General features: G+C 55.8%; 19 protein-coding genes. 14 read left to right on the forward strand and 5 right to left on the reverse strand.

Annotation, left to right across the window (positions count from 1 at the left end):
* Window positions 1-15 precede the first annotated feature (15 nt).
* The 4 genes from ACR0EN_RS12750 to coxB all read right to left on the reverse strand — a co-directional run bounded on the left by ACR0EN_RS12750 (window position 16) and on the right by coxB (window position 2,691).
* Window positions 16-591, reverse strand: coding sequence for a cytochrome c oxidase assembly protein (locus ACR0EN_RS12750; protein ID WP_480587061.1), 576 nt, complete (start codon window positions 589-591; stop codon window positions 16-18).
* Window positions 591-752, reverse strand: coding sequence for a hypothetical protein (locus ACR0EN_RS12755; RefSeq protein ID WP_170397320.1), 162 nt, complete (start codon window positions 750-752; stop codon window positions 591-593). Before ACR0EN_RS12755 ends, ACR0EN_RS12750 begins: the two co-directional genes overlap by 1 nt.
* Window positions 749-1,705, reverse strand: a complete 957-nt coding sequence (gene cyoE, locus ACR0EN_RS12760) for a heme o synthase (protein WP_170397322.1) — start codon at window positions 1,703-1,705, stop codon at window positions 749-751. The genes ACR0EN_RS12755 and cyoE overlap by 4 nt, the downstream gene beginning before the upstream one ends.
* Before the next feature lie 74 nt (window positions 1,706-1,779).
* Window positions 1,780-2,691, reverse strand: coding sequence for a cytochrome c oxidase subunit II (gene coxB / locus ACR0EN_RS12765; protein WP_170647529.1), 912 nt, complete (start codon window positions 2,689-2,691; stop codon window positions 1,780-1,782).
* 176 nt (window positions 2,692-2,867) lie between these two features.
* Here coxB and tldD point away from each other — a divergent pair, with 176 nt between their 5' ends.
* The 5 genes from tldD (at window position 2,868) to ACR0EN_RS12790 (ending at window position 9,884) form a co-directional block, all read left to right on the forward strand.
* Window positions 2,868-4,289 carry a metalloprotease TldD gene (tldD, locus tag ACR0EN_RS12770; protein WP_170663870.1) on the forward strand — a complete coding sequence of 474 codons (1,422 nt, stop codon included), beginning with the start codon at window positions 2,868-2,870 and terminating at the stop codon, window positions 4,287-4,289.
* Window positions 4,290-4,530: 241 nt separating this feature from the next.
* Window positions 4,531-5,667, forward strand: a complete 1,137-nt coding sequence (dprA, locus tag ACR0EN_RS12775) for a DNA-processing protein DprA (RefSeq protein ID WP_480587064.1) — start codon at window positions 4,531-4,533, stop codon at window positions 5,665-5,667.
* 169 nt (window positions 5,668-5,836) lie between these two features.
* Window positions 5,837-8,461: a type I DNA topoisomerase gene (gene topA, locus ACR0EN_RS12780; protein ID WP_170564715.1), complete on the forward strand. Its 2,625-nt coding sequence runs from the start codon at window positions 5,837-5,839 to the stop codon at window positions 8,459-8,461.
* A gap of 92 nt (window positions 8,462-8,553) precedes the next feature.
* Complete coding sequence (locus ACR0EN_RS12785) at window positions 8,554-9,258, forward strand: CoA transferase subunit A (RefSeq protein ID WP_170404323.1); 705 nt, start codon at window positions 8,554-8,556, stop codon at window positions 9,256-9,258.
* The gene (locus ACR0EN_RS12790) at window positions 9,258-9,884 is read left to right on the forward strand and encodes a 3-oxoacid CoA-transferase subunit B (RefSeq protein ID WP_170397333.1); all 627 of its coding nucleotides are present in this window, start codon (window positions 9,258-9,260) and stop codon (window positions 9,882-9,884) included. The genes ACR0EN_RS12785 and ACR0EN_RS12790 overlap by 1 nt, the downstream gene beginning before the upstream one ends.
* A 45-nt stretch (window positions 9,885-9,929) precedes the next feature.
* On the opposite strand, the gene ACR0EN_RS12795 is transcribed toward ACR0EN_RS12790, so the two are convergent.
* Window positions 9,930-10,796 (reverse strand): lytic transglycosylase domain-containing protein, encoded by an 867-nt coding sequence (locus ACR0EN_RS12795; RefSeq protein WP_170818071.1) that lies wholly within the window; start codon window positions 10,794-10,796, stop codon window positions 9,930-9,932.
* 352 nt (window positions 10,797-11,148) lie between these two features.
* Between ACR0EN_RS12795 and ACR0EN_RS12800 the strand changes: the two genes are divergently transcribed.
* From ACR0EN_RS12800 to ACR0EN_RS12840, 9 genes are all read left to right on the forward strand, one after another.
* Window positions 11,149-11,343: a hypothetical protein gene (locus ACR0EN_RS12800; protein ID WP_170397337.1), complete on the forward strand. Its 195-nt coding sequence runs from the start codon at window positions 11,149-11,151 to the stop codon at window positions 11,341-11,343.
* Window positions 11,344-11,788: 445 nt separating this feature from the next.
* Entirely contained in the window at window positions 11,789-12,670 is an 882-nt protein-coding gene (gene cpaB, locus ACR0EN_RS12805) for a Flp pilus assembly protein CpaB (protein ID WP_170424295.1), read from the forward strand.
* Window positions 12,671-12,866: 196 nt separating this feature from the next.
* Window positions 12,867-14,273, forward strand: a complete 1,407-nt coding sequence (locus tag ACR0EN_RS12810; protein ID WP_170397343.1) for a type II and III secretion system protein family protein — start codon at window positions 12,867-12,869, stop codon at window positions 14,271-14,273.
* 17 nt (window positions 14,274-14,290) lie between these two features.
* Complete coding sequence (locus tag ACR0EN_RS12815) at window positions 14,291-14,917, forward strand: OmpA family protein (RefSeq protein WP_170397345.1); 627 nt, start codon at window positions 14,291-14,293, stop codon at window positions 14,915-14,917.
* Window positions 14,918-15,118: 201 nt separating this feature from the next.
* The gene (locus ACR0EN_RS12820; RefSeq protein WP_170424297.1) at window positions 15,119-16,351 is read left to right on the forward strand and encodes a CpaE/TadZ family protein; all 1,233 of its coding nucleotides are present in this window, start codon (window positions 15,119-15,121) and stop codon (window positions 16,349-16,351) included.
* A 17-nt stretch (window positions 16,352-16,368) separates the two neighbouring features.
* Window positions 16,369-17,808 (forward strand): TadA family conjugal transfer-associated ATPase, encoded by a 1,440-nt coding sequence (locus ACR0EN_RS12825; protein ID WP_170397349.1) that lies wholly within the window; start codon window positions 16,369-16,371, stop codon window positions 17,806-17,808.
* A 12-nt stretch (window positions 17,809-17,820) separates the two neighbouring features.
* Window positions 17,821-18,789: a type II secretion system F family protein gene (locus ACR0EN_RS12830; protein WP_170397358.1), complete on the forward strand. Its 969-nt coding sequence runs from the start codon at window positions 17,821-17,823 to the stop codon at window positions 18,787-18,789.
* 11 nt (window positions 18,790-18,800) lie between these two features.
* Complete coding sequence (locus ACR0EN_RS12835) at window positions 18,801-19,778, forward strand: type II secretion system F family protein (protein WP_170397360.1); 978 nt, start codon at window positions 18,801-18,803, stop codon at window positions 19,776-19,778.
* Window positions 19,779-19,830: 52 nt separating this feature from the next.
* Window positions 19,831-20,373 carry a tetratricopeptide repeat protein gene (locus tag ACR0EN_RS12840; RefSeq protein WP_370644360.1) on the forward strand — a complete coding sequence of 181 codons (543 nt, stop codon included), beginning with the start codon at window positions 19,831-19,833 and terminating at the stop codon, window positions 20,371-20,373.
* Window positions 20,374-20,403 lie beyond the last annotated feature (30 nt).

Consider the following 20,403-nt stretch of genomic DNA (forward strand, 5'->3'; position numbering starts at 1 on the left):
CCTCACCTACAGGCGTTAGTTCTTGTTTGTTTCAGCCTGCACATCAAGGGCGGCATAGCCCTCGGGCAGATCAATCTCATAGAATGTATACGACAGCGTGATCGTATGCACATATTTTGCTTCGGGATCTTCGATCAGTTCGGGATCGACGAAGAACGTAACGGGCATCTCGACTCGCTCACCCGGCTCCAACACCTGTTCATCGAAGCAGAAACAGGCGATTTTCTGAAAATACCCCCCGGCGGAATAGGGCGCCACGTTGTAGGACGCCTGCCCTGCGACGGGCTTGTCGGTTGGATTGTACGCTTCGTAGAACGCCAGACCTGTCTCACCGATACGTATTTTCATCTCGCGTTCGACGGGCTTGAAGTCCCACGGCATACCCTTGGCCTTGGAGGCATCAAATCGGACCGTCACCACTTGGTCGAGAATGTCATCAGGGGCTTTCTCGGCAACCCCGGTGGTCCCTCCATACCCCGTGACCCGGCAGAACCAATTATAAAACGGCACCGCTGCCCATGCCAAACCGCCCATAAGGACGACGACGCCGACCAGTTGCGCGACCGTTTTCTGTGGCCCCGTCAACTTCATCAGTTCTGCACCTGCTGCGTCGCCAGACTAAAATCTGTGTTCGAGACCTTGACGACTGTCAGGCCGAAGATGATCACGATGAACGCGGCCAGTGTCAGGCCGACGCCCAGATTGCGGCTGAACCGTCTTTGGTGAAGTTCGTGAGTTTTGCGCAGGCTCATGACCAGCCTCCTAATCCGTAAGGTTTCAACAGGGCCTCGACGAGAATCGCGCCGAAATGCAGAAACAGGTACAGCAGCGACAGCTTGAAGAAACTGCGTTCGACCTTGAAGTTATCGGCCTCCGAATCGTCTTCGTTTCGACGAGAAATCTGCCAGGCCCCCCGCAGAAACAAGCCATTCAGAACCAGCGCAACAACTAGATAAATCGGGCCTCCGATATCCGAGAACGCAGTCCCCACCGCCAGCAACGCCAGCAACGCGGTATAGACCAGAATATGCCAGCGCGTCGCGCGTCGACCATGGGTGACGGTCAACATCGGCACCCCGGCATCGTCATAGTCCGAGCGCATGAACAAGGCCAACGCCCAGAAATGCGGAGGTGTCCACATGAATGTCAGGGCAAACATCAACCACGGTTCGAGCGTCATCGAGCCAGTGGCCGCGACCCATCCGATGACCGGCGGGAACGCCCCCGCGGCACCACCAATGACGATGTTCTGAGGCGTCGAGCGTTTCAGCCACATCGTGTAGACGACAACATAGAAGAAAATAGTGAAGGCCAGAAACGCCCCTGCAAACCAGTTGGTTGCCAAACCCAGCATAATCACGGACAGGCCAGACAGAGCCAGACCAAGCGCCAATGCCTCGCCTTCTTCAACTTTGCCAGAGGGGATTGGACGGCCTTTGGTGCGCTTCATCACGCGGTCGATATCCGCGTCCCACCACATGTTCAGCGCGCCGGATGCACCGCCACCAATAGCGATGAACAGGATGGCGCAGAAGCCAACAAACGGATGTATCGGAACCGGAGCCGCAAGCAGTCCGACCAAAGCCGTGAATACGACCAGCGACATCACGCGCGGCTTCAGCAGGGCGAAATAATCACCAAAGCTGGCCTCGTCCGCGCGGGTCTGCGCAGAGACGGTGCTGGCATTGAAGCTTGCGTCGCTCATATCCGGTCCTTTTCGGGGCAAAAGCTGCGCGATTTCCGCGCAGCCCGCATGTGTTTACCTAGGCCGCAAAGGGCTTAGTTCGAGGCCACTTGGTAGGAAGCAGGCTGACCTGCATACTCTTCAAGCGCGCCCTGCAGCCACTGTTCATATGCCTCTTCGCTGACCACTTTGACAGTGATTGGCATATAGGCATGGTCTTTACCGCACAGCTCAGAACACTGTCCGAAATAGACGCCTTCCTTGTCTGCTTCGAACCACAGTTCGGCCAGACGACCAGGAACGCCGTCCTGCTTCACGCCGAACGAAGGAATGGTCCAGGAATGGATCACGTCCGATGCAGTAACCTGCATCACGACAATCTTGCCGACCGGAACAACGACCGCGGTGTCGGTGGCGAGCAGCCATTCGTCTTCGCCATAGCCTGCATCGGCCAGCTTCGCCCGCATCGCATCGTCCAGAACAAACGGTGTTACGTCGGCATCCGCCGGGCGCGCGCCCTCGTCGAGGGTGGCCGGGTGGCCCAGGAGATAGCTATCGAAGGCAAAGTCATGATCGACATATTCGTAGGTCCAGTACCACTGGTTCCCCACGACTTTGATGGTGATGTCGCCTTCGGGAATCTCTTGTTGCTTGAAAAGAACCGGCAGCGAGAAAGCCCCGATGAAGACCAGAATCAGGATCGGGCCCAAAGTCCAGGCAATCTCAACCGGAGTGTAATGCGAGAACCGAGCCGGGTTCGGGTTTACGCGCTGGTTGTAGCGTACGATGCAGTAAACCAGCAGACCCGCAACAAACACACAGATCGCGGTGATGATCACCAGAATCATGTTGTCCAGCGACTGAATCCCTTCGGCAAGGCTGGTGGCAGCAGGCTGGAACCCTATGCCGCCGTCAACCGGCTTGCCAATAATCTCAAGCTCCTGAGCCATGGCGGGAAGGCTGGAGAGGGCCGTAGCAAGCCCGGAAAGCATCAAAGCATTCTTCATTTTCTGTCCTGATCGTTTGATCTTTGCGTCTCTCGCGAAAAGGTGTGAATCGGTCGCACCTCTCCCGTTGTCTTTGGCCGCGTTAAAAACCATATTCCGTCGGGTAGATAAAGCAAAATGCTTGCGTCAAACAGACGCTATTTTTGATCTGGATCAAACCCGAAAGGTCACAACTGATGACTCAGGCCCCGTTTCGCCCGTTTGAAAGCGTCCTTCCGAAGGATGAAGCGCTTGCTGTACTGAAGGCTGCAACTGATGGCGCCGAGGATGGGGAACTGTTCGTAGAACGGCGCAAATCCGAATCTTTGGTGTTTGATGACGGTCGATTGCGCACAGCCTCTTACGACGCTTCCGAGGGATTCGGTCTTCGCGCGGTGCAGGGTGAAGTGGCTGGATACGCGCATTCAACGGATGTTTCGATTCCCTCTCTGAAGCGCGCAGCCGAAACCGCACGGTTGGCGGTCGGCGATGGTGGTGGGACGCTGGCCGGGCCACCACGTGCCACCAATACCAGGTTATATACCGATGAAGACCCGATCGAATCCGCCGCCTTCCCGGTCAAAATCGAGACACTGCGCGAGATAGACGCTTTTACCCGTGGTCTGGATTCCCGGGTTGTGCAAGTCAGCGCCACGATTGCCGCTGCAGTGCAGGAGGTCGAGATTCTTCGCCCCGATGGTGTGCAGGTGCGCGATATACGCCCGATGACCCGCCTGAACATCTCGGTTATCGTAGAACAGAACGGCAGACGCGAAAGCGGTTCTGCCGGAGGTGGCGGTCGCGTGGGGCTGGATGGCTTGATCGATCCCTCAGACTGGCAAGATAAGGCGCGTGAGGCTCTGCGGATCGCGATGGTCAATCTGGATGCCGTCCCTGCACCTGCCGGCGTGATGGAAGTCGCGTTGGGCCCCGGATGGCCCGGCATTCTGTTGCACGAGGCCATCGGCCACGGGCTTGAGGGTGATTTCAACCGCAAGGGCAGTTCCGCTTTTGCCGGGCTGATGGGGCAGCAGATCGCTTCGAAAGGTGTAACAGTCGTGGATGATGGGACGATTGCAGACCGACGCGGTTCGATATCAATGGATGACGAGGGTACACCCAGTTCGCGTACAGTTCTGATCGAGGATGGAATCCTCACCGGATATATGCAGGACCGACAGAACGCACGCCTGATGGGCGTTTCTCCAACCGGGAACGGCCGGCGTCAAAGCTATGCCCATAAACCGATGCCGCGCATGACCAACACAATCATGTTGGGTGGCGATGCCGATCCGGCCTCGTTGGTGGCAGATATCAAAGACGGTATCTGGGCTGTGGGCTTCGGCGGTGGCCAGGTCGACATCACCAACGGCAAGTTCGTGTTCTCCTGCACCGAGGCATATCGTGTCGAGAACGGCAAGATCGGCGCTCCGGTCAAAGGCGCGACGCTGATTGGCGACGGCCCCTCGGCGCTAAAACGCATTCGGGGACTGGGCAATGACATGGCGCTGGATCCCGGCATGGGCACATGTGGCAAGGATGGGCAATGGGTGCCGGTCGGTGTCGGCCAACCTACCGTTTTGATGGATGGGCTGACTGTGGGCGGCTCTGCCACCTGAGTCGGCTCAAAAGAAGAATCAAGGCGCGAAGGGTTAACACACTACCCTTCGCGTCAAATCAAAAACTCATCCATGGACTATGTGTGCCAAGAAAATTCGCACGAATTTTCTCTTTTTCTTTCAATGACATAATTATCTCTCCGAGGGATAGGCTCGAAAAATACCGATCTAATTTTCTAAGATTCACAGGCTGTTAACCCGCTGCACCGTAAACCAGTTTTGCAATCAGGCGGAGCATCGGATGACCGAAGAGCAGCTTTCTTCCAATCACCCCCCACTCCCACCCACCACGGAAGAGGACCGGTTTTCCTGGCTCCGTCTGTTGCGCTCACGCAAAGTAGGGCCGGCAACATTCCGGCGCTTATTGCGCGAACATGGCTCGGCGCAGAACGCGCTGGCCGCGTTGCCGGAAATGGCGCGCGCTGCCGGGATCGAGGATTATGAAATCTGCCCGCCCGGCGTAATTGAGGCGGAGCTCAAGGCCGCAAAGGTCGCCAAAGCGCAGCTTTTGTGCCTTGGGGCCGCCGATTACCCTTACGCGTTATGTGACCTTTCGGATGCGCCCCCGATGCTTTGGGCAATCGGCGATCCGTCGATCTTGAAACGCCGGGCAATTGCCATGGTCGGGGCACGGAACTGTTCTTCGCTGGGCGCGCGCATGGCGCGGGCGTTGGCGACGGATCTGGGTAAGCAAGACTATGTCGTGGTCTCGGGGCTTGCCCGCGGCATTGACACCTCGGCGCACTTCGCCGCATTGGCGACCGGTACTGTGGCAGTGTTGGCAGGTGGGGTTGATGTGATCTATCCGGCCGAAAATGCCGATCTGGCGCGAGATATCGCAGACACCGGACTTCGTCTGTCTGAACAACCGATGGGCACAACGCCTCAGGCACGACATTTTCCGCGCCGCAATCGCATTATCTCGGGTCTGGCGCAGGCAGTGGTCGTTGTCGAGGCCGCGGCGAAATCCGGCAGCTTGATCACCGCGCGGGACGCCCTGGACCAAGGGCGCGAGGTTCTGGCCGTGCCCGGCCATCCCTTTGACGCCCGCGCGGCAGGATGCAATCTGCTGATCCGAGACGGGGCGACACTCGTCCGCAATGCAGAAGACGTGATTGATGCTTTGCCCAAGCAACAGCTACAATCTTCTGCCCAACAAATCCTACCCCTTGGACCCGAGGCAGACTCTGCTGAAATCACGCCCCAAGCCTTGCACGAGGCGATACTGACTCGACTTGGCCCATCTCCGATCGCGGAAGACCAGTTGATCCGGGACATCGCTGCATCTGCGGGCGAAGTCGGCCCTGTGTTGGTCGATCTGGAGCTTGAGGGCAAGATTCAGCGGCAACCAGGCGGCCTGCTGTCACTTTGCGCCTAAGCTATCGAACGGATTCGACACCGGATTCCGCGAGCGGTGCGGCCAGAACCGGCTTGAATTCAGAGTATTTTTAGTAGTGAAAACGAACGCATTGACAATTCGATCTTGCCCCACACATTTTGCACGGTCATACAAAGCGCAAAATCCGTCGAGCGAGGATTCCTCTTAAATGCCCGTAGTTGTTGTAGAATCTCCGGCCAAAGCAAAAACGATCAATAAGTATCTTGGCCCCGACTACACCGTTTTGGCCTCATATGGCCATGTGCGGGACCTGCCACCGAAGGATGGGTCGGTCGATCCCGAGCATGAATTTTCAATGAAATGGGAGGTCGGCAATGACAGCCGTAAGCATGTCAAGGCGATCGCCGACGCTCTGAAAGAAGACAACGCACTGATCCTCGCGACCGACCCTGATCGAGAAGGCGAGGCAATCAGCTGGCACCTCCAAGAAGCGCTGACCAAGCGGCGTTCGATCAAGAAGGATACGCCAGTCAGCCGTGTGACGTTCAACGCGATCACCAAGGACGCCGTGACCGAGGCGATGCAGAACCCGCGTGAGGTCGATATGCCGCTGGTCGAGGCCTATCTGGCCCGCCGCGCGCTGGACTATCTGGTAGGGTTCAACCTGTCGCCCGTTCTGTGGCGCAAGTTGCCGGGTGCCCGTTCAGCGGGGCGCGTGCAATCGGTCTGCCTGCGCCTCATCGTCGAACGCGAGATGGAGATCGAAGCCTTCAAGCCGGTCGAATACTGGTCGGTCAAGGCTGTGTTCGAGACGCCTCGGGGACAAACCTACGAGGCGCGTCTAGTCACGCTGGCAGGCAAGAAACTGGACAAGCACGATCTAGCGAATGCAACGCAAGCCGAACTGGCGGTTCAGGCGATAACCAGCCGTGATCTGAGCGTGACATCGGTCGAGGCCAAGCCTGCCGCGCGCAACCCCTCTGCCCCGTTCATGACGTCGACCTTACAGCAAGAAGCCAGCCGCAAGTTCGGCATGGGCGCACGCCATGCGATGCAGGTGGCCCAGCGGCTGTATGAGGCCGGATACATTACCTACATGCGAACCGACGGTATCGACATGGCCCCCGAGGCCGTGGCGGCAGCGCGCGATGCAATCGCCGACCGTTATGGTGCGGAATACGTGCCAGACAGCCCGCGCATGTACAAAAACAAGGCCAAGAACGCTCAGGAAGCACACGAGTGTATTCGCCCGACAGATATGTCGCGCGATGCTAAGGCGCTGAAGGTGACCGATGAGGATCAGCGCAAGCTTTATGATCTGATCTGGAAACGCACCATTGCCTGTCAGATGGCTGCCGCACGGCTTGAACGCACGACTGTCGAGATTACCAGCACGGACGGTCAGGTTGGCCTGCGCGCCACCGGTCAGGTGGTGCTGTTCGATGGCTTCATGCGCGTTTACGAAGAAGGCCGCGATGACGTGGTCGACGATGACGACAAGCGCTTGCCACAGATCATGCAGGGCGATCCCGCACGTTTTGCCAAGACCTCGCTGCGTGATCAGTTTGCCAAGGCCACCGCCGACTCGGAAAAGGCCGCCATTCTGGCCGAGAACGAATCCGTTCTGGCGCTGCAGCATCACACCCAACCGCCGCCGCGCTATACAGAGGCCACGCTGGTCAAACGGATGGAAGAGCTGGGGATCGGGCGTCCGTCGACCTATGCCTCGATTGTCACCACGATTCAGGATCGTGAATATGTACGTAAAGACAAGAATCGGCTGATCCCCGAAGAAAAGGGCCGGATCGTCACCATCTTCCTGCTGAATTTCTTTCGCCAGTATGTGGGCTACGAGTTCACCGCCAATCTGGAAGAAGAGCTTGACGACGTCAGCGCAGGTGAACGCGACTACAAGGATCTGCTGGGCAAGTTCTGGCGCGATTTCTCTGCCGCGATTGGTGAGACATCGGAGCTACGTATCTCGGAAGTGCTGGACAAGCTGGACGAAGCGCTGGCACCGCAGCTGTATCCGCCGCGTGAAGATGGCTCGGACCCGCGCATTTGCCCGAAATGCGGTGTTGGCCAGTTACATCTGAAAACTTCGCGCACCGGCGGGTTTGTCGGTTGTGGCAACTATCCTGAGTGCACTTATACCCGTCCGATCGCTGGTGAGGGCGCGGAAGGTGACGAGCGTTTGCTGGGCGAAGATGCGGGCGATGAGATCTGGCTGAAATCCGGTCGATTTGGGCCATATGTCCAGCGCGGAGAGCCCACGCCTGAGAACAAGAAGCCTCCTCGTGCGTCCCTGCCCCGTGGCTGGAGCAAAGACGACATGGATCTGGAGAAAGCGCTGACTCTTCTGTCCTTGCCCCGTCAGATCGGCGAGCACCCCGAAGGCGGCATGATCAGTTCGAACTTTGGTCGCTTTGGACCTTATCTAATGCATCAGTTGGCCGACGAGGCAAAGCCCGTCTACGCCAACCTCAAAGACCCGAACGATGTGTTTGAGATCGGCATGAACCGCGCCGTCGAACTGTTGGCCGAAAAACGCGCCAATCCAGGTCGCGGACGTCGGGCGGCCGCGAAGCCGCTGAAAGAGCTGGGCGACCATCCCGACGGCGGCGCGATGCAGGTGTTGGACGGGCGCTATGGACCGTATGTGAAATGGGAAAAGGTCAACGCGACGATCCCCAAAGACATCAAACCCGAGGATGTGACCCAGGAAATGGCCATCGAACTGGTCAATGAACGCGCGGCCAAGAAAGGCACAAAGAAAAAGGCAGCCCCCAAGAAGAAAGCTGCTGCCAAGAAGACCACCAAGAAAGCAAGTTAGGTAGAAATACCACCTGACCCTTGGATTCGTTGACTTCCCCGTGACGTGGCGGCACAAATCGGCCCAACACCATGTCATTGGGGGAGTTTTCCATGAAGAAAATCTATGACAATGCCGATGAGGCGCTCGATGGGGTGATATCGGACGGCATGCTGATCGCTGCGGGCGGCTTTGGGCTGTGCGGTATCCCGGAAATGCTGCTTGAAGCAATCAAGGCCTCAGGCGCGAAGGATCTGACATTTGCCTCGAATAACGCAGGTGTGGATGATTTTGGCATCGGCATCCTGCTGCAAACCAAGCAGGTCAAAAAGATGATCAGCTCTTACGTTGGGGAAAACGCCGAATTCATGCGCCAGTATCTGAGTGGAGAACTGGAGCTGGAATTCAATCCACAAGGCACACTCGCCGAGCGGATGCGGGCCGGTGGCGCTGGCATCCCCGGGTTTTACACCAAGACGGGCGTGGGAACGGTGATCGCGGAAGGCAAAGAGCACAAGGACTTCAACGGCGAGACCTATATCATGGAGGAAGGCATCTTCGCCGACCTCGCGATCGTAAAGGCGTGGAAAGCCGATGACACCGGGAACCTCGTGTTCCGCAAGACCGCCCGCAACTTTAACGTGCCCGCAGCGACTTGCGGCAAGATTTGTGTGGCTGAGGTTGAAGAAATCGTCCCGCGCGGCTCGCTGGACCCGGATGGCATCCACCTACCCGGCATCTATGTGCATCGCATTATCCAAGGCAGCCACGAAAAGCGCATCGAACAGCGCACCACCCGCAAGAAGGAGGACGCATAATGCCCTGGGATCGCAATCAGATGGCCGCACGTGCGGCAGAAGAGCTGGAAGACGGCATGTATGTGAACCTCGGCATCGGTATTCCGACGCTGGTGGCGAACTATGTAGGGGACAAGGACATCACCCTACAGTCCGAAAACGGTATGCTGGGCATGGGGCCTTTCCCGTTTGAGGGCGAGGAAGACGCTGACCTGATCAACGCGGGCAAGCAGACGATTACCGAACTGTCCCGCACCTCTTACTTCGATAGCGCGACCTCGTTCGCCATGATCCGAGGCGGCAAGATCGCCGCTGCGATTTTGGGTGCGATGGAAGTGGACGAGAAAGGAGACCTGGCCAACTGGATGATTCCCGGCAAGCTGGTCAAAGGCATGGGCGGCGCGATGGATCTGGTCGCTGGCGTTGGTCGCGTGATCGTAGTGATGGATCACACCAACAAGCATGGTGATTCAAAAGTGCTGAAGGAATGCACGCTGCCTCTGACTGGCCAAGGCGTTGTGGATCGCATCATCACCAATCTGGGTGTTCTGGATGTCGTCGAAGGCGGCCTGAAGATCGTCGAACTGGCCGATGGTGTCAGCGAGGACGAGATGCGAGGAGCGACTCAGGCAACAATCGTAGATTGACCTCAGGCCAATGAAACATAAGGCCCGCTGCGATGCGGGCCTTTTTTAGTTCGAAGTCTGAAAAATGCAGGGGTCCGAAACGAACTGCGGTGTTGTTGTACATAGAGCACTCGCGACCTGAAACGCGGCCAGAACCTTGGGCACGTAGTCTCTGGTCTCGGCATAAGGTGGCACACCACTATGCTTGCGCACGGCCCCTTCGCCCGCATTGTAGCCTGCCAATACGAGAATCGGGTCATTGTCGAACTCGTTCATAAGCCAATGCAGGTATTTGACCCCACCTTCGATATTCTGTTCAGGTTTCAGGCTGTCCTCTACCCCAAAACGTTCGGCGGTAGCTGGCATCAATTGCATCAAGCCCTGCGCCCCGGCAGAACTGACAGCCTGTGTGCGGCCCGCAGATTCTACCGAGATAACGGCCAGGACAAGTGCGGGTGAGACATTGGTCCCTACGGTCGAACGTAGAATATCCACACCTCGCTTTTCTGCGATGTCTTGCAAGGTCTGCAGACGCGGCGCCGCGACACCCGTGGCAGTAAGCGCTTGAACGGCCTCTCTCAGCCGACCTGCGCTGGCCTGCGCTAGATCGGGGGATACCCGGCTCCAGAATGCTCTATAAGAGCCAACTGGCTTGGTCGCCGCCGCAATCTTCTGAGGAACCGATGGGGGCGGCTTTGCGATAGCGGCAATCTCAGGCACTTCCAGCTTGGCGCCAGTGCTGGGGGCTGATGGTGATGCTGCATGTTGTTCGGGCGTGATCTGAATCGTCACGCGCGGACGTGTCCCCGGTTTAGGGGCCTTTATGCGCTTATAGACGCCGCGCGGCTCGGTTTCGGTTGCAGTGACAGGAATTGCACCCGCCATCAGAAACACCGCTGCACCGGCGCATATTACTGCGTCCCGGAAATACATTTGCCTGCCTCGATTTCTTATCTTTTGAAGCATTTTGAACATCATAACGGCCCGCAACACCAGAAAAACCAAGCGAATTGGGGCAATTTCGCCTCAATTGCCGCCATTTTGCATCGCCCACGCAACGGAAGTACAAAAAAGGTGTGATTTTTTTTATTTATTTCCAATTAGTTACTAAATTCACCAACAAAAAATTAAGCTTTGAGCAAAAAAATATTGGTTTGGCCCAATTCCTGCCACGCACAGGGGTCAAACATATATCCATACCGAGACGATCGGGAGCGGACTGAGAGAGAAAGCTCTGAAAGACGCCGAGGTTAATTAATTTTTGATCCTTTAGGAGGGACATAACATGATCAAGTTCATCAAGAACTTCCGCAAAGACGAAGACGGCGCCGTAACTGTAGACTGGGTCGTTCTGACCGCAGCTGTTGTTGGCCTGGCAGCCGTTGCTTACAACCAGATCCACAATGGTGCCAGCAGCCTGGCAGGCAACATCGATGACGCTCTGGGTTCGGTAACTGTGACAGTTCCGGATACCGAATAATCTGTTATCGGTCTAGCATAACAACTTGGGGCCATGTCTTTACTCAAAGGCGTGGCCCCTTTGTTTTCAGAAGAGAGCGATCCGGTATAGTCCAATGTTAAAAAGAGTATATAGTTTCCGAACCGATGAGACCGGCGCGATAACCGTAGACTGGGTGGTTTTAACTGCTGCAATCGCAGGTCTCGCCGCAATAATCTACTTCATCCTGAGCCAAGGACTTCTAACAGCGGGACAGCCGATCGCAAATGTAGAAGTAGAAGAGATGGTCTTTGAGTAGCGCGGGCCCGTTCCCATTTACTAGCGAAACGGCAACCCTGCGAATAAGCGTATTTTCTGCCAAAAATTACCGGGATTGTCCGCTTTTTCGACACAATTGAAAAATATCTTGGATCCTGAATCGATGTGACTTCAAGAGTCGCGGTCTACGGAAAATAAAGAGGGACAAATGCGAGCTGTTTTTGGACTTGTTCTTATCATCGGGGTCGCGTTGGCCGGTGGTGCTGTCTATATGGCACGCGAATACATCACGGACAATCAGGCCAAACTTGCACAGGAACGCAAGTTGCGCGAAGAGGCGCTTGCCAATGCGCAGGCGGGCATCGTCCCGACCGTAGGCGTTTTGGTTTCGAATCGCTCCTTCAAATACGGCGAACGTTTGAACCAGGAAGATATCCGCGTCGTTCAGTGGCCAGAGGATGCGATTCCCGAGGGTGCCTTTGTGGACATGACAACCCTATTCCCGGAAATCAAAAACAATGAACGATTCGTTCTCCGCGCGATGGAGAAAGACGAAGCGATTATGGAAGTCAAAGTCACCAATCCAGGCGAGACTGCTGGCCTCAGGTCGCAATTGCCCAAGGGAATGCGCGCATTTGCGATAAGCGTTGATGTGGCATCTGGCGTATCGGGCTTTTTGCGCCCGGGCGATACGGTGGACGTGTATTGGACCGGCTCATTACGTGGCACCAGCGATTCTGGCCGCGGTGAGATTACTCGTTTGGTGCTGACGAACATCGAATTGGTCGCTGTTGATCAGTCGGCGGGTCTGGATGTGACCGGCACAACCATTGCTCGCACGGTCACAGTTGCAGCGACGCCACAACAGATCGCCGCTTTGGCACAGGCTCAGAACACGGGTCGCATGTCGCTGGCACTGGTTGGCGCTCAAGATGACAAGGTGGCAGAGGTGGTTGAAGTCGATCAGCAGTCTTTGCTTGGCATTGAAGAGAGGGCCCCGGCCCCCGTCGCGGCTCCGGAGAAGGTCTGCACAATCCGCACCCGTCGTGGCGGCGAGACGGTAGAGACCCCAATTCCCTGCACAAACTAACTAAGTTTCAGACCTTTACGAGACAAAGACCGCGCATTTTGCGCGGTCTCTTTCTTTGTGTTGTTGCGCATAATCCACATAAGGAACTTTCCAGAAACCATTGATTATTGCAATAAATCTGGTTCTGTCGCAGGGTTTCATAGCATAGGGCATAAGACCCAAAAAAAATCGAGTGGTGATCGGAGAGGCAGGTCACATGACAATACGTTCCTGGATCAGCGCAACCCTGCTGGGGTTGTCGCTAGTTGTGAGCCCAATCGGCGATGCCGCTTGGGCCCAAAACCTTCGCGTGGTTAAAAAGGGTACAGCGGAAACGCTGGATGTCCCCGTAAATCGCGCAATCGTGGTGGAAAGCGAACAACCGTTCGCAGACATCAGCATTGCCAATGCAGGCATAGCGGATATTTCGACCCTGTCGGACCGCACTATCTATGTTCTCGGTCGGGCACCGGGTACAACCACCCTGACAATGTTCGACGGCGCGGGTAATCTGATTACCAACGTGCGTGTGCGTGTTTCACCTGATGTTTCGGAATTCAAAGAACGCTTACGTCAGATTCTTCCCAGTGAGCGAATCGAGGTTCGGACCGCCAATGATGGGATCGTCTTGTCGGGAACAGTTTCCAGCAGTGCCAAACTGGCGCGTGCGCTTGAGTTGGCAGAACGGTATGCCCCTGAACGTGTATCGAACCTGATGAATGTCGGTGGCGTGCAGCAGGTCATGCTGAAAGTGCGCTTTGCGGAAATGAACCGCTCTGTAGCCAAAAACTTGTCGGCATCGTTGGGCTTTGGCGGTGGCGACACCACTGCGGGCTTCAATTCCTTGAATAACCAGGGCGCACTGAACAACGCACTGGCGAACAACATCCCGTTTGTTCAGACAAATTCCGGTGCCATTCTGTTCGGTTTCGGCGCGGGTTCAACGCAGGTTAGACTGCTTTTGGAAGCCCTTGAAACCAAGGGTTTGGTTCGCAGCTTGGCAGAACCGAATCTTTCTGCACTGTCTGGCCAAGAGGCGGAGTTCCTTGCCGGTGGTGAGGTGCCAATCCCAGTACCCCAAGGCGACGGTGTCGTTGCGATCGAGTATCGTCAGTTTGGCGTACAGCTGCTGTTTGTTCCGCGCGTCGTCGATGGCAACCTGATCAACCTGGAACTGGGTGCATCAGTATCGAGCATCGACCAGAGTGCGAACTTCACGATCAACGGCGACAATGTTCCCAGCTTCATCACGCGTCAAACCCGGACAACCATCGAGTTGCGCGACGGTGAAAGCTTTGCCATTGCAGGCCTAATCCAGGATGATTTCACGGATCTGAACAGCCAGGTTCCCTGGCTTGGCGATGTGCCTGTATTGGGCGCGTTGTTCAGGAGCGCTCAGTATCAGCGTGAGCAGAGTGAATTGATCATCATCATTACCGCGCATCTGGTGTCGCCCACTCGTGGCGAGGCGCTTGCCCTGCCGACCGATCGCGTGAAACCGCCCAGCGAGTTCGATCTGTTCGTAAACGGCAAGATCTCTCGGACTGAACGCGCCGGAAATGGTGCAGCCTCTGAAGTTGCCAATCAGGATTTTGGCACCTCTTACGGCTACGTGCTGGACTGATAGAGAGGATAGTACCAATGGAAAAGTGGATCATCACACTGGGTCTTTCGGTTGCTGTCGCCGGTTGTACACGCGAGGCCGGGTACGAAATCGATCAGGGCACGTTTGGTAACGCTACACTGAACAACATTCAGGTCATGAATGGTGAGTTGACGTATGGCCAAATCCTCGCGCGGCGTTTCGCTGCCGAGGTGCCCACACAGATCAACTTTGCCTTCGATAGCGCACAATTGGACGCTTCGGCGCAACGAATCCTGTTGCAGCAGGCGGCCTGGATCAAACAGTTCCCCGAGGCGCGGTTCCGTGTCTATGGGCACACGGATGCCGTTGGCTCTGAGGCATATAACAAGCGATTGGGCCAGCGCCGCGCTAATGCCGCCGTTGCATTCCTGACACGACAAGGAATATCGCGTTCACGGTTGGAAGCCGTTGTTTCCTTTGGCAAATCCAGGCCGTTGGTTGCCACCCAAGATCGGGATCGACGCAATCGGCGGACAGTGACCGAGGTATCCGGCTTCTTCGACCGGCATCCAAATATTCTAGATGGAAAATATGCGGACGTGATCTATCGCGAATACATCTCAAGCGCGATCCCGATAAGCGATATCCAACGGCAAGAAGACGCCGGTGGTACCAGCGACTAATAAATAGGAAATGGGCGGCATTGTCGCCCATTTCCCTACAATTGGTTCTTTTGCGCCCAATTCTTGCCTAACTTCCAAGCCACTTTGTGAACAATTGGGTGACCTGCGGCCAAAATCGACCGCATCGGGCGACAGCATACCAGAACTGAATCTTCTCGCGTTCAAATGGTTTGCTCAGCCCTCTCGATGAGGATTGTGTTAATGACGAGCGCGACGCCGCAAGACGATAATAACGCCATTTTGGCCTGCACCATCAGCCGTGATGTCCAGAACTTCGACCTTTTGATCGAGGATATGGAAGCTGCGCTGGGCGAACGCTGGGGTGATCTTGGATTTGCCGAAGCGCTTGCGTTCTTTAGCCAACCCGAAGCCAAGACGCTTCAATTTGTAGCGCTGGCGCTGGACGGCGATGATGAAGACAACCTGACACTGATGGGTGAGATCATCACTCAGGCCAAGGAAAAAGGCATCAAGGTTGTCTTGATCGCCGAGGATGTCACCCCTGCCGCATTGCATCAGCTGCTACGCAGAGGTGCGGACGAGTTTGTCCCCTACCCGCTTCCCGAAAATGAACTTCAGGAAGCCATCGATCGTATGCAACAACCCGATCCGGTTGTGGCACCGCAAGCAGCGCCCACTGCGACGAACGGCTCCTCGAAAGAAGGGGCACTTTTTGTCGTGCAGGGCCTGGCAGGTGGTGTCGGTTCTACAACCATGGCGGTCAATCTGGCATGGGAACTTGCAACGGTTTCAGCCAAAGAAGCCCCGAAAGTGTGCCTGATCGATCTGGATCTGCAATACGGCACTGTTTCGACCTATTTGGATCTGCCTCGTCATGAAGCCGTGTTCGAAATGCTCTCAGACACGGATTCGATGGACGAAGACTCCTTTGGACAGGCGCTCCAGACGTTTGAAGAGAAACTGCAAGTTCTAACGGCACCATCTGACATGGTGCCGCTGGACATCATCACGCCTGAGGACATTCAGCGTGTAATCGACACCGCACGCGCGAATTTTGATTATGTCGTCATAGACATGCCAAAAACACTTGTTCACTGGTCAGAAACGGTTCTGCAGGCCGCCCATGTCTATTTTGCGTTGCTTGAGCTGGATATGCGCTCGGCCCAGAACGCATTGCGTCTGAAAAGGGCACTGCAGGCCGAGGAATTACCCTTCAACAAACTGCGATTTGCTATGAATCGGGCTCCGAAATTTACCGATCTCAACGGTAAAAGCCGGGTTAAACGTATGGGTGAAAGTCTGGGTATTTCCATTGATCTGCTTCTGCCCGATGGCGGCAAACCCGTCATGCAAAGCGGTGACCACGGTTTACCGCTGGCAAATTCAGCGGCCAAGAACCCGCTGCGCCGGGAAATCGCCAAATTGGCTCAATCGCTTCATAGCCTTGGCAGCAGTGACGCCGAAGCCGCATAACTCAAAGGGGAGCTGCCGTGTTTTCAAGATACAAAAAACAGCCTTCGGCGCAGCCGGTTGAAACCCAGGCGTCGAAAGTCGAGGCCCCGGCAGCAGCAGCTGCGGCACCAGCTGCCAACGCAATTGCGCGCAAGCCGGTCAAGAAAAAGGCGGCAGAAGTTGTTGGAAACGACAAGGAACGCAAGCGCAAGGAACGGCTGGGCGAAATCAAGCTTGAGCTGCACCGCGAGCTTCTTGAAAACCTGAACCTCGCAGCCCTTGAAAAAGCTGAAGAATCCGAGCTGCGGACAGAAATCAGCGCGATTGCCAGCGAAGTTCTGGAAGCCCGCAACATCGTTCTGAACCGTGAAGACCGCAGCCAGCTGAACAAAGAGCTTTATGACGAGGTCACCGGTCTCGGGCCGCTGGAAGCGCTGCTACAAGACGACTCGGTCAACGATATTCTGGTCAACGGCCCCCAGCAGATTTTTGTCGAACGGGCCGGTAAGCTTGAGATCAGCGACATCACGTTCAAAGACGAAAAGCACCTGATGCGGATCATCGACAAGATCGTTTCTGCCGTTGGTCGCCGTGTCGATGAATCCAACCCGTATGTTGACGCTCGCTTGGCTGATGGCTCACGTTTCAATGCGATGGTGCCGCCGATCGCGGTGGATGGTTCGCTTGTTTCCATTCGTAAGTTTAAGAAAGACAAGCTCGGCATCGACGATCTGGTCAATTTCGGTGCGTTTACCGAAGAAATGGCAGCCTATCTGCAAGCCGCCGTGTCGACTCGTCTGAATATCATTGTTTCGGGCGGTACCGGTTCCGGTAAAACGACAACGCTGAACGCGCTGTCGAGCTTTATCGACGACGCCGAGCGCATTCTGACCATTGAGGATACCGCGGAACTTCAGCTGCAGCAGACCCATGTGGGTCGGATGGAAAGCCGTCCGCCCAACGTTGAAGGCAAAGGCGAGGTCAGTCCGCGCGATTGTTTGAAAAACGCCCTGCGGATGCGCCCCGACCGCATCATCGTGGGCGAGACCCGTGGCGCCGAAGTGATCGATATGCTGCAGGCCATGAATACCGGCCACGACGGATCAATGACCACGATCCACGCGAACTCGGCCCGTGACGGTATCTCGCGTCTTGAAAACATGATCGCCATGGCGGGGATCGAAATGCCGATCAAAGCGGTCCGCAGCCAGATCTCGTCGGCTGTGAATCTGATCGTTCAGGCCAGCCGTCTGCAGGATGGTTCGCGCCGGATGACATCAATCACCGAAATTACCGGCATGGAAGGTGACGTCATCTCGATGCAGGAAATATTTAAATTTCAACGTGTTGGCCTGACCCCCGACAACAAGATCATCGGTCATTTCACCGCAACAGGTGTGCGCAGCCACTATTCCGAGCGCTTCCGTCTGTGGGGCTTCGATCTGCCCGCCTCGATCTACGATCCAACCACGATGTAGGAGAACCAAGATATGCAACTGCCTGTCGAGGCGCTCATCTACATCGTGATTTTCGTCGGGGTCTTTGCCCTGGTCGAAGGTATCTATCTCGTCGCATTCGGAAAATCGATCAGCCTGAACAGCCGCGTCAATCGCAGGCTGGACATGATCGATAAGGGCGTCGGGCGCGAGCAAGTACTGGAGCAGCTGCGCAAGGAAATGCAGCAGCACATGAAATCGCAGAGCATACCGCTCTACTCGCTATTGGCAGACAAGGCGCAGAAGGCGGCGATCGCCTTCTCTCCTCGGCAGTTGATTGTGATCATGGCACTGGTTTCAGGGCTGGCTTTTGTAGGTTTGAGCGTAGGAACAGCGACCGAACCGACGCTTCGGGCGGCTCTATCGGTCGCGATCGGGGTCGGAGCGGTGTACGCTTGGGTCAATAACAAAGCCAATAAACGTATGGCCTTGATTGAAGAACAATTGCCCGACGCGGTGGAACTGATGGTTCGGTCACTTCGCGTCGGAAACCCATTTGTTTCCTCGATCCAAATCGTTGCTAACGAGGTCGAGGACCCCCTTGCGACAGAGTTCGGTGTTATCTCGGATGAATCCGCTTATGGCCGGGATGTCGGTGAAGCACTCAAGGATATGGCAGAGCGGCTGGATATGCAGGATTTACGGTTTTTGGCCGTCGCCGTTTCGATCCAGCAACAATCGGGGGGTAACCTTGCCGATATTTTGGCCGGATTGGCCAAGGTGATCCGCGCACGTTTCCGACTGTTCCGCCGGGTGAACGCTATCACCGCCGAAGCCAAATGGTCGGGCAAATTCCTGTCGGGTTTCCCGGTCGCCTGTCTTCTGTTCATCATGGTTAAGGACCCGAACTACTACGACGCCGTAATCGACGATCCGCTTTTCATTCCGGCATGTTTCTTTGTCGGTATCACGCTGACCCTGAACCTGATCGTCATGCGTATCCTGACCGACATTAAGGTTTAAGAGGCCCAAAGATGGAATTTTTGAACCAGATCAATGAGCTGTTGAAGCAGAACTTGGGTGAATTCGGTCCGCTGATTGTCGTGGGCGTTTTGGGATTGTTCATGATCCTGGTCACGATCCCGCTGATGCTGAACCAGCCGGAAGACCCACTAAAGAAGTTGCAGCGGTCAAATTCACCGCCAAAAAACAACAAGAAAGAAAAGAAAGAGCGTCTCAGAACAGCCAGCCGGAACGAACAGCTTGAGAAGTTCGCCAACTTTCTCGAACCAAAGAACGAAGAAGAGTATACCGCCGTTCAACTCAAGTTGAGGCAAGCCGGCTATCAGTCCAAGGACGCGGTTCGTTTCTATCACTTCGCTCAGTTCGCGTTGGGCATAATTGGGATCCTGATCGGCGTCTCGCTGGTTACCGTGTTTGCGGGCGATCAGGAATTTGACTCGACACAAATCCTCATTCGCGTTCTGGGACCTGGTATTGCGGGTTACTTCGTGCCCAAATACTGGATCACGCGGCGCGTAGAGGAACGCAAGGAAGCGATCGTAAATGGTTTCCCTGATACGCTCGATCTGATGTTGGTATGCGTCGAGGCCGGGCAGTCCTTGGATCAGGCCATTGTACGGGTCGCGTCTGAGATGAAAGCATCTTACCCAGACATCGCGCTTGAGTTCGAGGTTGTCGCCTACGAAATGAAAGCCGGTAAAGAAAAGGACACCGTTTTGCGCGACTTCGCGACGCGATGCGGCGTTCAGGACGTTAGTGCGTTCGTCACCGTGATGATCCAATCAGCGACATTCGGGACATCCATTGCCGAAGCGTTGCGGGTTTATGCCGATGAAATGCGTGACAAACGCGTGATGCGCGCCGAAGAGGCAGCGAATAAGTTGCCAACCAAAATGACCCTTGCGACAATGATGTTGACCGTCCCTCCTCTGCTGGTCATCCTTGTTGGACCTTCGGCAAAAGGTATTATGGAGTTTGGAAACCGATAACGCCTTCCCGCTTCTTCGCTGGGTTGCCAAATCAGGTTGTTGGCACCTTCGTATGACAATTCAGGCCGCCATGGTTTTCACCATGGTGGCCTCTTGCACTGAAACAGGCGCGACAGACGATCCGTTTGCCCCTGGCGTCGACCCAGATGGGCCTGCGGTAGATGAGGTGACCGTCGGAAACCGATTGATGGCGGCGGGCGAATATGAGCTTGCACTTGAATCCTTCACCCGTGCCGCGTTGCAACAGGGTATGACCCCGCAAATCCTGACTTCGCTTGGGACAGCTAATTTGGGATTGCGCCGGATTGGCCAGGCTGAACCGCTACTGCGTCGTGCTGTCGAGGACGATCCCGAGTGGCCTGTGGCATGGAACAACCTGGGTGTCTTCTTGGTGGAAACGGGCGAATATGCCGAAGCCGCGCAGATGTTCCGCAGAGCCTATGCGCTGGACAATGGCGAAAGTGACGCAATCCGCGACAATCTGCGGTTAGCACTCGCAAAAATGGAAAATCCTGTTAATAATACCCCACAAGAACAAGAATTTGAACTGGAGCAGCGCGGCAACGGGCAATTTGTTCTGCGTAAAATCCAGTAATAGAGGCAGAGCAGTAAAGGACGCACAAAA

The sequence above is a fragment of the Ruegeria sp. AB7 genome (assembly GCF_056542625.1).